General features: G+C 72.8%; 10 protein-coding genes. 2 read left to right on the top strand and 8 right to left on the bottom strand.

Translation table 11 applies throughout. The features are described 5' to 3' along the window. The first annotated feature begins 159 nt into the window (after positions 1 to 159). Entirely contained in the window at positions 160 to 2,181 is a 2,022-nt protein-coding gene (gene recQ, locus ACFTZL_RS29260) for a DNA helicase RecQ (protein ID WP_382588568.1), read from the top strand. Positions 2,182 to 2,262: 81 nt separating this feature from the next. On the opposite strand, the gene ACFTZL_RS29255 is transcribed toward recQ, so the two are convergent. From ACFTZL_RS29255 to fahA, 8 genes are all read right to left on the bottom strand, one after another. After that, positions 2,263 to 5,088: a fumarate reductase/succinate dehydrogenase flavoprotein subunit gene (locus tag ACFTZL_RS29255; RefSeq protein ID WP_382588566.1), complete on the bottom strand. Its 2,826-nt coding sequence runs from the start codon at positions 5,086 to 5,088 to the stop codon at positions 2,263 to 2,265. An 11-nt stretch (positions 5,089 to 5,099) separates the two neighbouring features. Then, positions 5,100 to 5,939, bottom strand: coding sequence for an ABC transporter ATP-binding protein (locus ACFTZL_RS29250; RefSeq protein ID WP_382588564.1), 840 nt, complete (start codon positions 5,937 to 5,939; stop codon positions 5,100 to 5,102). Beyond that, positions 5,923 to 6,801 (bottom strand): ABC transporter permease, encoded by an 879-nt coding sequence (locus tag ACFTZL_RS29245; protein WP_382588562.1) that lies wholly within the window; start codon positions 6,799 to 6,801, stop codon positions 5,923 to 5,925. The genes ACFTZL_RS29250 and ACFTZL_RS29245 overlap by 17 nt, the downstream gene beginning before the upstream one ends. Beyond that, entirely contained in the window at positions 6,798 to 8,144 is a 1,347-nt protein-coding gene (locus tag ACFTZL_RS29240) for an ABC transporter substrate-binding protein (RefSeq protein ID WP_382588560.1), read from the bottom strand. Before ACFTZL_RS29240 ends, ACFTZL_RS29245 begins: the two co-directional genes overlap by 4 nt. 15 nt (positions 8,145 to 8,159) lie before the next feature. Next, complete coding sequence (locus tag ACFTZL_RS29235) at positions 8,160 to 8,387, bottom strand: ferredoxin family protein (RefSeq protein ID WP_030790138.1); 228 nt, start codon at positions 8,385 to 8,387, stop codon at positions 8,160 to 8,162. A 33-nt stretch (positions 8,388 to 8,420) separates the two neighbouring features. Further along, the gene (locus ACFTZL_RS29230; protein ID WP_382588557.1) at positions 8,421 to 9,221 is read right to left on the bottom strand and encodes a GntR family transcriptional regulator; all 801 of its coding nucleotides are present in this window, start codon (positions 9,219 to 9,221) and stop codon (positions 8,421 to 8,423) included. A gap of 128 nt (positions 9,222 to 9,349) precedes the next feature. Further along, on the bottom strand, positions 9,350 to 10,288 hold the full coding sequence (locus tag ACFTZL_RS29225) for a M56 family metallopeptidase (protein WP_382588569.1): 939 nt from the start codon (positions 10,286 to 10,288) through the stop codon (positions 9,350 to 9,352). Between the two features lie 242 nt (positions 10,289 to 10,530). Further along, a complete protein-coding gene (gene fahA / locus ACFTZL_RS29220; RefSeq protein ID WP_382588555.1) occupies positions 10,531 to 11,748 on the bottom strand; it encodes a fumarylacetoacetase in 1,218 nt (405 codons plus the stop codon). 310 nt (positions 11,749 to 12,058) lie between these two features. On the opposite strand from fahA, the gene ACFTZL_RS29215 reads away from it, so the two are divergent. After that, on the top strand, positions 12,059 to 13,306 hold the full coding sequence (locus tag ACFTZL_RS29215) for a DegT/DnrJ/EryC1/StrS family aminotransferase (protein WP_382588553.1): 1,248 nt from the start codon (positions 12,059 to 12,061) through the stop codon (positions 13,304 to 13,306). Positions 13,307 to 13,357 lie beyond the last annotated feature (51 nt).

Genomic DNA, 13,357 nt, shown 5'->3' with positions numbered 1-13,357 from the left:
GTGCCGGGCCGTCGGCCTTGAAGGGGCCGGTGGCCCGAGGTGATGGCACGGGGGCGTGCCCCGGGCGGGTGGTCCGGCCTGTGGATAACTTCGGGGCTGTCGGTGGCGACCCCTATCGTGGGGGCAGTGGTCGAGGGACGACGTACGGGGGACAGGACGATGGGTGGGACGGGCGGTATCGCTGAGATGTCAGTGACGCAGAGCGAGGCGCTGGCCACGCTGCACCGGGTCTTCGGGTACGAGGCCTTCCGGGGCGAGCAGGAAGCGGTCATCGAGCACGTGGTCGCGGGCGGTGACTCCGTCGTGCTCATGCCGACCGGCGCCGGCAAGTCCCTGTGCTACCAGGTCCCGGCCCTGGTCAGGCCCGGCACGGGTGTCGTCGTCTCCCCCCTCATCGCCCTGATGCAGGACCAGGTGGACGCCCTGCGGGCGCTCGGCGTGCGGGCCGGGTTCATGAACTCCACGCAGGACTTCGACGAGCGGCGTCTGGTGGAGGCCGAGTTCCTCGCGGGCGAGCTGGACCTGCTGTACCTGGCACCGGAGCGGCTGCGGCTGGACAGCTCCCTCGATCTGCTCTCGCGCGGCAAGATCTCCGTGTTCGCGATCGACGAGGCGCACTGCGTCTCCCAGTGGGGCCACGACTTCCGGCCCGACTACCTGACGCTGTCGCTGCTCGGCGAGCGCTGGCCGGACGTGCCGCGGATCGCGCTCACCGCGACGGCCACGCGCGCCACGCACCAGGAGATCACCGAGCGGCTGAACATGCCGACGGCCCGCCACTTCGTGGCCAGCTTCGACCGGCCCAACATCCAGTACCGGGTCGTGCCGAAGGCGGACCCGAAGAAGCAGCTGCTCAGCTTCCTGCGTGAGGAGCACGCGGGCGACGCGGGCATCGTCTACTGCCTGTCGCGCAACTCCGTCGACAAGACCGCCGAGTTCCTGAGCCGCAACGGCGTCGAGGCGGTGCCGTACCACGCGGGCCTGGACGCGGGCACGCGCGCGGCCCACCAGTCCCGCTTCCTGCGGGAGGACGGCCTGGTCGTGGTGGCGACCATCGCCTTCGGCATGGGCATCGACAAGCCGGACGTCCGCTTCGTCGCCCACGTCGATCTGCCCAAGTCGGTCGAGGGCTACTACCAGGAGACGGGCCGGGCCGGCCGTGACGGACTGCCGTCGACGGCCTGGATGGCCTACGGGCTGAACGACGTCATACAGCAGCGCAAGCTGATCCAGTCCGGCGAGGGCGACGAGGCCTTCCGGCGGCGGGCCCAGTCCCACCTGGACTCGATGCTGGCGCTGTGCGAGACCGTCCAGTGCCGCCGGGGTCAGCTCCTCGCCTACTTCGGCCAGGACCCGGACCCGGCCGGCTGCGGCAACTGCGACACCTGCCTGACCCCACCGGAGACCTGGGACGGCACGGTCGCGGCGCAGAAGGTGCTGTCGACGGTGGTGCGGCTGCAGCGCGAGCGGGGCCAGAAGTTCGGCGCGGTGCAGATCGTCGACATCCTGCTGGGGAAGCGGACCGGCAAGGTGATCCAGTTCGACCACGACCAGCTGTCGGTGTTCGGCATCGGCGAGGAGCTGACCGAGGCCGAATGGCGGGGTGTCATCCGGCAACTGCTGGCCCAGGGACTGCTCGCCGTGGAGGGCGAGTACGGCACGCTGGTGCTGACCGAGGGCAGCGGGACGGTGCTGCGGCGGGAGCAGGAGGTGCCGCTGCGCAAGGAGCCGAAGAAGCCGGTGACCTCCCGGTCGGGGTCCTCGTCCTCCGGCTCCGGGCGGGGCGAGCGCAAGGGGAGGACGGCTGCCGCCGAGCTGCCCGAGGAACTGATGCCGGCCTTCGAGGCACTGCGCGCCTGGCGGGCCGAGCAGGCGCGCGAACAGGGCGTTCCGGCCTACGTCATCTTCCACGACGCCACGCTGCGGGAGATCGCCACCGTGTGGCCGGCGTCGGTGGCCGAGCTCGGTGGGATCGGCGGAGTGGGCGAGAAGAAGCTCGCGACGTACGGGGAGGGTGTGCTGGAGGTCCTCACCTCGCTGGGCGGACCGCCCGGCTCGGCTCCGGCTCCGGCTGCGGCGCCCGGCCAGGCTCCGGGACATGCCCCCGGCCCCGGCCAGGACCCGGGCGGGCCGGACGACTGGCCGGAGATGGCTGAGGAGCCGGAGCCCGACTGGATATAGGGCCGGGCTCCGGCAGGGGCAGGGCAACGGCAAGGCATCCGCAGGGCCTCGCCAGGGCTGAGTGTCAGCCGACGGCGGCGGTCACAGCGCCCGTGCCGCGTACGCCCTGACATCCGCGTCGGAGTCCGTCGTCGCCGTGGCGAGGGCCGCGCGGGCCTCCTCGGCGGTGCGGTGCCGGGTCAGTGCCAGGACGGCGGCCTTGCGGACGTCGGCGTTGGCGTCCGCGAGGGTCTTGGCGAGGGCGGGGACCGCCACGTCCGGGTCGGCGACGGACAGGGCCGTGGCGGCTCCGGACCGTACCTGCCAGGCCGATTCCGACAGGGCGGCCACGGCACGCGAGGTGAGGGGCGCCGGGCAGCCGGTGGTGCCCAGCGCACCGTAGGCCGCCGCCCGCACCAGGGCGTCGGGGTCGTCGAGGAGGCCGGTGAGGGCCGCTTCGATCGCGTCGGCGGCGGCATCGGAGCCGGCCGGAAGGTCACCGGACAGTCGCTCGGCACCCACCGTGGCCAGTCCCTTGGCGATCGCCACCCGGACCTCGCGGGACGGGTCGGCGACCGCCGCGCGGGCCAGTTCCTCGGCGGCGTCCACCGACACCAGCGCGCGTACGGCCTCGATTCGGACGGCGATGTCGGCGTCGGCCACGGCGTCCGCGAACAGGACGGCGTCTCCGAGGCGCAGGGCCCGCAGGACGTCCAGCGCGGCGGCGCGGACCACCGGGTCGGGCTCGGCCAGGGCGGCGGCGAGGCCGTCGCGCAGGTCGGGCTCGGGCGGGAGCGTCTCGACGAGCTCCCGCAGCGACGCGGCCGCGGCCGCCCTTACCTCGGCGGCGGTGTCGCGCAGGGCGGAGGCGAGGGCGCGGCCTGTTCCCGGCGGCAGCGTCTCGGTGAGTACGGCGACCGCCTCGCGCCGGACGGCGGGAGCCGGGTCGGTCAGGTAGGGCTGAAGGGCGTCGAGTTCGGGCTCCTCATCGGCCAGGGCGACGAGTTCGAGGAGACGGGCGGAGGACTGCTCGGGGGCGGGAGCGGGGGACGAGGACGACGCAGTCTGCTGCGGCTGCTCAGCCTCGGCCCCGGCCGCCCCCACCTGGGCAGCCACCGGAGCCACATCCCGTGGCCCCGCCATCGCCACGTCCTCGGCGTGGACCTCGCCGATCAGACGGGACGCGCCGCCCACGGGGGTGAAGCCGTCGACCGGAACGAGATAGGGAGCCACGGGACGGGCCGTGAACTCCATCGCACCAGAGGGGGACTTGTGCAGATCGAGGTGGTGGAACCAGGACGCGTCGTCGCGCTGGGGGTGGTCGAGGCGGTCGTGATAGAGGCCCCAGCGGGACTCCGTGCGGGCCAGGGAGGACCGGGCGGCCATCTCCGCGCAGTCGCGGATGAAGGTGACCTCCGCGCAGCGCATCAGTTCGTGCGCGGTGTGGGCGCCCATCTCGGCGATGTCGGTGTGCATCCGCTCGAACGCCTCCAGGGCGAGCGACAGCCGGGCGCCGGACTTCGGCGGGGCCACGTAGTCGTTCACGAAGCGGCGCAGCTTGTACTCGACCTGGGGCTGCGGCGGGCCGTCGGGGTTGCGCAGCGGGCGGTAGATCAGCTCGTGCGCCTCCCGGAGCTGCTGCGCCGGCAGGTCGCCCGCGTAGGCCTGGTACTGGGAGGCGTCGGCACCCGCGAGGTCGCCGTAGACGAACGCGCCGATCATGTAGTTGTGCGGCACACAGGCCAGGTCGCCGGCCGCGTACAGCCGGGGCAGGGTCGTGCGGGCGTGGTCGTCCACCCGGACTCCGGAGGCGGAGTGGCCGCCGCACAGGCCGATCTCGGAGATGTGCATCTCGATGTCGTGGGTGCGGTAGTCGTGGCCGCGGCCGGAGTGGAAGGTGCCGCGGGTCGGGCGTTCGGTCGAGTGGAGGATCGTCTCCAGGGCGGAGACCGACTCCTCGGGGAGGTGGCTCAGCTTCAGATAGACCGGGCCCCGGTCGGACGCGACCTCCGCGGCGAACTCGGCCATCATCTGGCCCGACCAGTAGTCGGAGTCGACGAAGCGCTCGCCGTGCCGGTTGACCTGGTAGCCGCCGAAGGGGTTGGCGACATAGGCGCAGGCCGGGCCGTTGTAGTCCTTGATCAGCGGGTTGATCTGGAAGCACTCGATGCCGGTGAGCTCGGCGCCCGCGTGGTAGGCCATGGCGTAGCCGTCGCCCGCGTTGGTCGGGTTCTCGTAGGTGCCGTACAGGTAGCCGGAGGCGGGCAGGCCGAGGCGGCCGCAGGCGCCGGTCGCGAGGATCACCGCGCCCGCGCGGACCTGGACGAACTGCCCCGTGCGGGTGTTGAAGCCGGCCGCTCCGACCGCGCGCCCCTCGGCCGTGAGGACACGCACCGGCATGACCCGGTTCTCGATGCGGATCTTCTCCCGCATCTCGCGCCGCCGCAGCTGCCGGTACAGGACCTTCTTGACGTCCTTGCCCTCCGGCATCGGCAGCACGTAGGAGCCGGAGCGGTGGACCTGGCGGACCGAGTAGTCGCCGTGCTCGTCCTTCTCGAACTTCACGCCGTACGACTCCAGCCGCTGCACCATGCCGAAACCGCGGGTGGCGGTCTGGCGGACGGTGGACTGGTCGACGATGCCGTCGTTGGCGCGGGTGATCTCGGCGACGTAGTCGTCGGGTTCGGCGCGGCCCGGGATGACCGCGTTGTTGACGCCGTCCATGCCCATGGCGAGCGCGCCGGAGTGGCGGACGTGCGCCTTCTCCAGCAGCAGCACGTTCGCGCCGTGCTCGGCGGCGGTCAGTGCCGCCATGGTGCCGGCGGTGCCGCCGCCGATGACGAGGACGTCGCAGGTCAGTTCCTCGGCGTCGGCGAGGGACGGGACGGCCAGAGAGGTGTCCGCAGGGGGGTTCACGGAGGTGGTCACCGGGGTGCCTTTCACGTACCGAGCGAGGTGAGGACGTCGCGCCGCAGGGCCACGCGCGCCGGGTCGTCGTGCGCGCCCCGGTCGCGCGGGCGGGGCACGTCCCGTACGGCGACGAGGCCGCCCGCACCGAGCAGGGCGACACGGTCGCCGAGGAAGAGGGCCTCGTCCACGTCGTGGGTGACGAAGACGACGGTCGCGCCCGTGCCGTGCAGCACCTCCACCAGCAGGTCCTGCATGCCCGCCCGGGTCTGGGCGTCGAGCGCGCCGAACGGCTCGTCCATCAGGACGGCGCGCGGGCGTGCGGCCAGGGCGCGGGCAAGCTGGACACGCTGGCGCTGCCCGCCGGAGACCCGGTGCGGCAACTGCCGTGCCCGCGTGCCGAGTCCGACCCGCTCCAGCCACGCCTGGGCCTGTTCCCGGCGCTCGGCGCGGGACACGCCACGGATGGCGAGGGGCAGTTCGACGTTGGCGCGCAGGGTGCGCCAGGGGAGCAGGGCGTCCTCCTGGAAGACCAGGGCGCGATCGGCGGCGGGGCCGATCAGCGGCTGCCCGTCCTGGGTGATCTCCCCGGAGAGCGGTGACAGCAGGCCGGCCAGGGTGCGCAGGAGGGTCGACTTGCCGCAGCCGGAGGGGCCGACGACGGTGAGGATCTCGCCGGGGGCGACGTCCAGGTCGACGTCGTCCAGGGCGGGTGCGCCGGGGCGGCCGAGGGAAGCGCCCGTCAGGGTGAGCCGCGTGCCGCGCACCGGCGGGCCGGCGACGGCCTCGGACGGGGCGCTCGGGGCGGACTCCTTCGAGGCGCTCACGCCGGTCTCGGGCGAGGTGCCGACGGTCTCAGACGAGGTGCTCATCGCGTGCCTCCTCGGATACGGGTCCGCCGGAAGCGGCGGCGGGGGCGGCCGGCGCGGGCTTCACGGACCGGGCGGGCCGGGGCGGCCGGGCGCCCGGGACGTAGGCGGTGCGGGGCAGCCAGCGAGTGAGGCGGCGGCCCAGCAGTTCCACGGCGGTGGAGGTGAGCCAGCCGAGCACGCCGATGGTGACCATGCCGACGAACACACCCGGGTAGTCGACGACGGTGTAGTCCTGCCAGGTGCGGTAGCCCACCCCGTACTGGCCGGAGATCATCTCGGCGGAGATCACGCAGATCCAGGACACGCCGATGCCGACGGACAGGCCGCCGAACACGCCGGGCAGCGCGCCCGGCAGGACGACGGAGCCGAGGATCCGCCACCGGCCGCCGCCCATGGTGCGCACCGCCTCCTCCCACATGGGGGTCAGGGCGCGCACCGCGTGCCGGGTGGAGACCAGGACCGGGAAGAACGCGGCGGTGCAGGTGATGAAGACGATGCCCTGTTCGTTGGAGGGGAAGAGCAGGATCGCCACGGGGACGAGGGCGATGGCCGGCACCGGGCGGATCACTTCCAGCACCGGGCCGAGCAGGTCCTCGGCGAGCCGCGAGCGGGCCACGAGCACGCCCGTGGCGACGCCCAGGACGGCGGCCAGGAGGAAGCCCGTGAGGATCCGGGTGAGGCTGTCGGTGAGGTCCGTCCAGTAGTCCGGCCCGGACAGCCGGGCGGCGAAGGCCCGGGCCACGTCGGTGACCGTCGGGAACTGCGAGAAGCGCAGCCACAGGTCGACGTTCAGGCTGGTCAGCGCCTGCCACAGGCCGAGGGCGACGGCCAGGGAGGCCACGCGGAGCACATAACGCCTCACGACGCCTGCTCCAGAGCGTCGGTGTAGGAGACGACCCGCGCCCCGCCGTGCCCGGCGATGTACGCCTGCGCGGTCTCCGGTGCGACGAAGGGCAGCAGCTTGGAGCCGTCGGCCACCCACACGGCCTTGTCGGCGAACCACAGGGTGCCGGTGGTGGTGTCGGGGACGTAGGCGGCGCGGACGGCGTCGCGGTGCCCGGCCACGTAATGCAGCAGTCGGGAGGGGGAGGTGAAGGTGACGGTCTTCGAGGCGCCCTTGGGCCAGGCCTCGCTCGCGGCCGGCGCGGGCTTCGTGGCGAGATGCTTGGCGTACGCCGTCGGGCCGAGGGCCTTCTTCACGTACTGGTCGTCGACGAAGGAGTCGACGTCCACATCGCCGGTGAGCTTGGCCGACTTGAGGATCGAGACGTCCTTCTTCAAGGCGGAGACGAGCTGGGGCTTGATCGCCGGGTCGAAGGTGGCGATGCCGTGAGCGCCGTTGTAGAGGTAGACGACCTCGGCGGGCAGGCCGGTCGCCTTCGCGACCTTCTCGGCGGCGTCCACCGGGTGGTCGTTCAGATAGTCCGTCGCCTCCGCCTGCGCCTTCAGGAACGCGTCCAGCACGGCGGGCCGTTCCTTGGCGAAGTCCTCGCGGGCGGTGACGCCGTGGAAGGTGGGCAGATTCAGCCGGGCCCCGTCGTACAGGGCCTTCGCCTTGCCCTGGTAGGCGAGCAGGCCCGGCCAGGCGACGAACTGGGACAGCGCGTCCGCGCTGCCCGCGGTGAGGGCCGAGGCACCGACGGAAGGCTGCTGGTTGAGTTTCTCGATGCCGCTGTTCGGGTCGATGCCGGCGCGCTGCAGGGCCCGTACGAGGGTGCCGTCGGCGGCCGAGCCGACGCTCGTGGAGACCTTCTTGCCCTTCAGGTCCTTCAGGGTGGCGAGCTTGGAACCGGGCGCGGTGACGATGGTGTTGAGGCCGCCGCGGAGGTTGTAGCCGGTGGCCGAGACCAGACGGGTGGGGCTGTTGAGCTGCTTGCCGCGGGCCGCGTTGATGAGCAGTGGGAAGTCGCCCATCGAACCGATGTCGATCTTCCCGGCGGTCATCTGGGCGGTGATGGGGGCGCCGGTGGCGTAGTCCTGCCAGTCCACCTTGTACTGGATGCCGTCGTGGCGGGCGTTGAGCTGTTTCTCGAAGTAGCCCAGCGAGCGGAGCAGGGTGCCCGCCGTGACGGTGTTGATCGTCCTGGACTGGTAGCCGACGGTGACGGTGACCGTGGAGCCGCTGCCGGCCTCGGCGTCACCGCCGCAGGCGCTGAGCGGGAGCAGGAGGACGACGGCGGATACTGCGACTGCTGTGCGTTTCATGAGGGTTCGGGCCTCTCACCGGAGCAGATAGGGCATGTTGACCGTGACGGCTCCGGTGGGGCATCGGGCCGCGCACGGGCCGCAGTACCAGCACTCGTCGACATGCATGTACGCCTTGCCGTTGCTCTCGTCGATGGCGAGGGAGTCCAGCGGGCACATGTCCACGCAGAGCGTGCAGCCGTCGATGCACTTCGACTCGTCGATGGTCACGGGCACGTCGGCCCGCTGGGGCACCAAGGGCATGGCTGTCTCCAGGAATCTGCGCGAGCGGGGTGGTTACTGGGACCGGTGCAGCAGGCCGCTCATGGTGATGCGGTCGCCGCGGAAACGGATGAACTCCAGGTCGACCGGGCGGCCGTCCGCGAGGTGGGTGAGGCGTTCCAGCATGAGGACGGCGGCGCCGCGCGGGGCCTCGAGCACGGCGGCCGAGTGGGTGTCCGCGCTGACCGCTTCCAGGGTGATCTCGGCGTGGCCGAGGGGCTGGCCGGTGACGGCTTCCAGGAGGCGGAAGACGTCGGTGTTCTCCAGGTCGGCGCCGAGCAGTTCGGTGCCGATGTCCAGAGGGATGTAGGTGAGGTCGAGGGACAGGGGGAGGCCGTTGAGACGGCGCAGGCGTTCGATGTAGAGGACGTCGGTGCCGGGCGCGAGGTGGAGGCGTTCGGCGACCGGCGCGGGTGCCGGGGCGGGGCCCATGGTGCGGACCTCGTTGGTGACCCGGCCGTGTTCGCGGAGGGTTTCCGCGAGGCCCATCAGGCGGTCGAGACCGTGGGGGTACTTGTGGGCCACGACCACGGTGCCGACGCCGGGCTGGCGTTCCACGAGGCCCTCGGCCCGCAGCAGGTCGAGAGCCTCGCGGACCGTGTTGCGGCTGGCGCCGTAATCGGTGGCGAGGGTCGACTCGTGAGGGAGGGTGCCGCCGGGGAAGGCGCCGGTGAGCAGCTGCTGGCGGAGCAGGTCCGCCAGTTGCCTGGCCCGGTCGGCACGCAGCCGTCGCCGCGCGCGGTGGGCGGCGACGGTGGTCGCGGCTCCCTGTCCGGCGTGGTCTCGGCTGCGGTCGATGGGCATGGATCGGACCATACCTATCCGGTAGGAAAAGTAGTGTTGCGGGAATGTTGCGCCACCGGGAATGTGACCGGTTCGACTGTTGAGCTGCGGCTTCGGCGGGCCCGTGGAGAGATCCGCCACCACGGCGCGGGCCGGTACGGCTACGACAGCGCCGTCAGGCCCGGGGCGAACGCGATCAGCAGGGGCAGCAGCGGTACGAGCGCGGCCGTGGTGGTCGTCAGGGCCCGGTGCCTGCGGCCCAGCCGGGGCGGCGGTTCCAGGAGCCGGTCGACCCGTTCGCCCAGCAGCCGGTGGCTGGAGGCGCAGGACAGGACGCCGCGGTGCTGGTTGAGCTCGATCAGGGCCAGTGCGGTGGTCAGGTGGCCGCAGCGCCGGGAGGCGGTGTCGTCGGCGGCCAGTTCGACCAGGCGGTGGGTCTGGTCGCAGAAGTGGGCGAACAGCGGGATCCGCGGGAAGCCGGTGGCCAGGGCCGTGGACAGGTGCAGCAGCCAGTCGTGGCGGGCGCGGGCGTGGCCGCGCTCGTGGGTGAGGACGGCGTCGAGCTGGTGGCCGGTGAGACGGTGCAGGGCGCCCGTGGTGACGATCAGCTGGGACGGACTGCCGGGCATCCACCAGGCGTCGGGGTACTCGTCCTCCAGGACCAGGAGGGGCCCGCGGGCGGCGGGCAGGCCGGCCGGCAGGTCGGGGGCGCGTTCGCGAAGGTGGGCGCGGGCCTGGGCGCGGCGCCGGCGCGTCTCCACGAGTTCGCGCGCGAGCATCGCGGTCGTCCAGGCGGCGCCGCAGGCCAGCAGCAGGGTGAGGGTGGCGGCCCACGGCGGGGCGGTGGAGAGGTCGTACGCCGCGGTCACGGCGGGCGGCGCCGGGGCGAAGAGCTGGGCGCGGACCGTGCCGAAGACGGCGGCGGCGCCCAGGGCGAGAGCCGTGACGCAGCACAGCAGGACGGTGGCGACCAGACACTGCCACACCCACAGCGCGACCACCGGTTCCCGCTCGGGCCACGCGGACCGGGTCAGCGCCCGGGGCGCGGGCACGGCGGCCGTCACGGCGACAACGCTCAGCAGGAGCAGGCAGACGGTCATTGCCACGGGCTCCGGTTCCTGGTCGGAAGAGGGGCGGCTACGGGTGGTGCGGGGGAGAGCGGCTGCTGTGCGCACCGGTGCCACGGCCGAAGTGCTCGCCGAACGTGCCGTGTACCGCGCGCGGGCGGACACACCGCCCGACGCCCAGTATGACGGGCCGGGCGGTGTGAGTCAGGGGTCGAACGCCATCGGAAGAGCCGGGAGGGGCGACTGTCGGCCAGACTCGCCCCCGCCGCGAGGCTTCACTCCGGTCCCGGTGTCACCCGCCCCGTCACCTCGCCGAGCCCCACCCGCACGCCGTCCGGCCCCGGGGCCCAGGCCGAGAGGGTCACCACGTCGCCGTCCTCCAGGAACGCCCGCTTGCCGTCCGGGAGTTCGAGGGGCTCGCGGCCGTTCCAGGTCAGCTCCAGCAGTGAGCCGCGCTCCCGGTCCGCCGGGCCGCTGACCGTGCCCGAGCCGTACAGGTCGCCGGTGCGCAAGGAGGCGCCGTTCACGGTCATGTGGGCGAGCTGCTGGGCGGCCGTCCAGTACATCGTGGAGAAGGGCGGCTCGGAGACAACGTGGCCGTTGACGGAGACGGTGATCCGCAGGTCGTAGCCGCCGGGCTCCTCGTCGCTGTCGTCCAGGTACGGCAGCAGCTCGTGCGTCCGGGCCGGCGGGGCCACCCGGGCGTCCTCCAGGGCGTCCAGCGGGGTGATCCACGCCGACACCGACGTGGCGAAGGACTTGCCGAGGAACGGGCCGAGGGGGACGTACTCCCAGGCCTGGATGTCGCGTGCGGACCAGTCGTTGAGGAGGCAGAGGCCGAAGACGTGCTCACGGAAGCCGTCGAGGGACACCGGCTCGCCCATCCGGGACGGCGCGCCGACCACGAAGCCGACCTCCGCCTCGATGTCCAGGCGGACGGACGGGCCGAACACGGGAGCGGCGTCGGTGGGCGCCTTGCGCTGGCCGGAGGGGCGCAGGACGTCCGTGCCGGAGACGACGACCGTGCCGGAGCGGCCGTGGTAGCCGATCGGCAGATGCTTCCAGTTGGGGGTCAGGGAATCGGCGGCGTCGGGGCGGAAGATCTGGCCGACGTTCCGGGCGTGGTTCTCGGAGGCGTAGAAGTCGACGTAGTCCGCGACCTCGAAGGGGAGGTGCAGGGTCACCGAGGACAGGGGGTGGAACAGCGGTTCGACGGTCTCGCGGTGGGACGGCACGGTCACCCAGGCGGTCAGCGCCCGGCGCACGTCCGACCAGGCCGTGCGCCCCGCCGCCAGCAGCGGGTTGAGGGTCGGCCGGGCCAGCAGGGCGGCGTACGGGGAGCCGAGCGCGTGGGCCGCGGCACCGGCGTCCAGCACATGGTCGCCGAGCCGGACGCCCACGGACCGGTGGGACGAGCCGGGGAGGGAGAACACGCCGTACGGCAGATTGTGCGGGCCGAAGGGGTCGCCCTCGGGGACATCGAAGGGGGGCATCGGGTGCTGCCTCGCTTTCGGGTGTGCCATGTCGTCGCCACGTGTTCGTGGTCATGCCACACGTTACGGGTGGCACGCCGGTCATGGGCAGAGTCCGAGGAGGCGGACACGGACGAACGGGGCAGGTGGGTGCGGGGGTGCCCGGACGGTGCGACTCAGGCGCGGCGGACGAGACGCCACTTTCGTACGTGCCGGAAGTTATCCACAGGACGCGACGCAATCTTGACGGAGCGGTGCGAACGGGGCGACTCTGGGCGGGTGCCGGAAGGCCTCGGGGAGGGGGCGTTCCCACGGCACACCAGGGGGGCGGATGGCCATAGGGGAGGCCGGTCCGGGCTCGGTACGGCGTGGTCCACAGCCGAAGCGGCTGGAAGAGACCATGCGCGTCCGGCTCGGCCGGGAATGTGTGTATGTACCGTCGTGCCGTTTCGGGCTGTACGTGGCGCTGCGCCACTGGTGCCCGCCCGGCGGACGGGTGTTGATGTCGCCGGTCAACGACGACGTCATCTTCTTCGTCGTGCTCGCGGCCGGACTGCGTCCGGTGCAGGCGCCGTTGAACCCGCTCGACGCGTCCATCGACTTCGATGCCGTGCCGGAGGAGACATGGCGCTCGGTGTCGGCCGTGCTCACGACGAACCTGTACGGGAACCCGGACCCGGCGCCGCGCCTCAGGCAGAAGTGCGACGCGCTCGGGATCCCGCTGTTCGAGGACGCGGCGCACGCCATCGGCAGCAGGGTGGGGGACCGGCCGGTCGGGGCGTGGGGGGAGGCATCCGCGTTCAGCCTGTCCAAGCATGTGGGCGCCAAGGCCGGAGGCATGCTCTCGCTCGCCGATCCGGGGCTGCGGGACGCGGTGGAGAAGACCTGCGCGGGGCTGCTCGTCCCGCGCCGGATGAGCTCCGAACTGGCTTACGCGATACGGCCGTTCGCGGAGGCGACAGTGCGCGGGCTGCGACTGCGGCGCGCCGCCTGGGCCGCGATCCGGCTGCTGGGCCTCGCGGACCGCGACGAGATCCGGATGCCGCTGCGCCCGGACGAACTCGCCCAGGCCGAGAGCCGGGCGCCCGGGCTCGAGGCGCACCACCCTTGGGTACGGGTCGACATGCACGACTACCGCCAGGAGTCCGGCCTCCTGCGGCTGCGGCGCATCGGGCGCAAGCTCGACCGGCTCGACGACGTGCTGGACGCCTGCCGGGCGGGTACGGAGCTGCTGCTGTCCACGCCCTGGGCCAAGCCGCGCGACGAGTACGGCACACAGCCGCTGTTCCGCGTCCCGCTGTTGGTGGCGGACCGGGACGCGGCGATCGCGGCACTGGCACGACGGGGCATCGTCGTCGGCTACCTCTACGACCCGCCCCTGGACGACTACGCCGGTGCGGAGTTCACCGACCCCTCACCGGCCCCCGAGGCGGCCCGCTGGTTCGCGCGGCACGCGCTGCCCGTGGACCCGCTGCGGGCACGCACGGTCGTCGAGGTGCTGGAGCGGTCGGGGGCACAACCGGCCGAAGCGCCGGGGGAGCTGTCCAGGAGCAGGCCGACACCGGGAGGGCTGGGTTAGTCCCGTGGCTGAGATCCAGGTGCACGAGCCCGCCCCCACGCGCGCCGGAGG

The organism is Streptomyces sp. NPDC056948 (genome assembly GCF_042674225.1).
Taxonomy (GTDB): domain Bacteria; phylum Actinomycetota; class Actinomycetes; order Streptomycetales; family Streptomycetaceae; genus Streptomyces; species Streptomyces purpurascens.
Note: the sequence above shows the minus strand (reverse complement) of the source record. Positions and strands in the feature narration are given on the sequence as shown.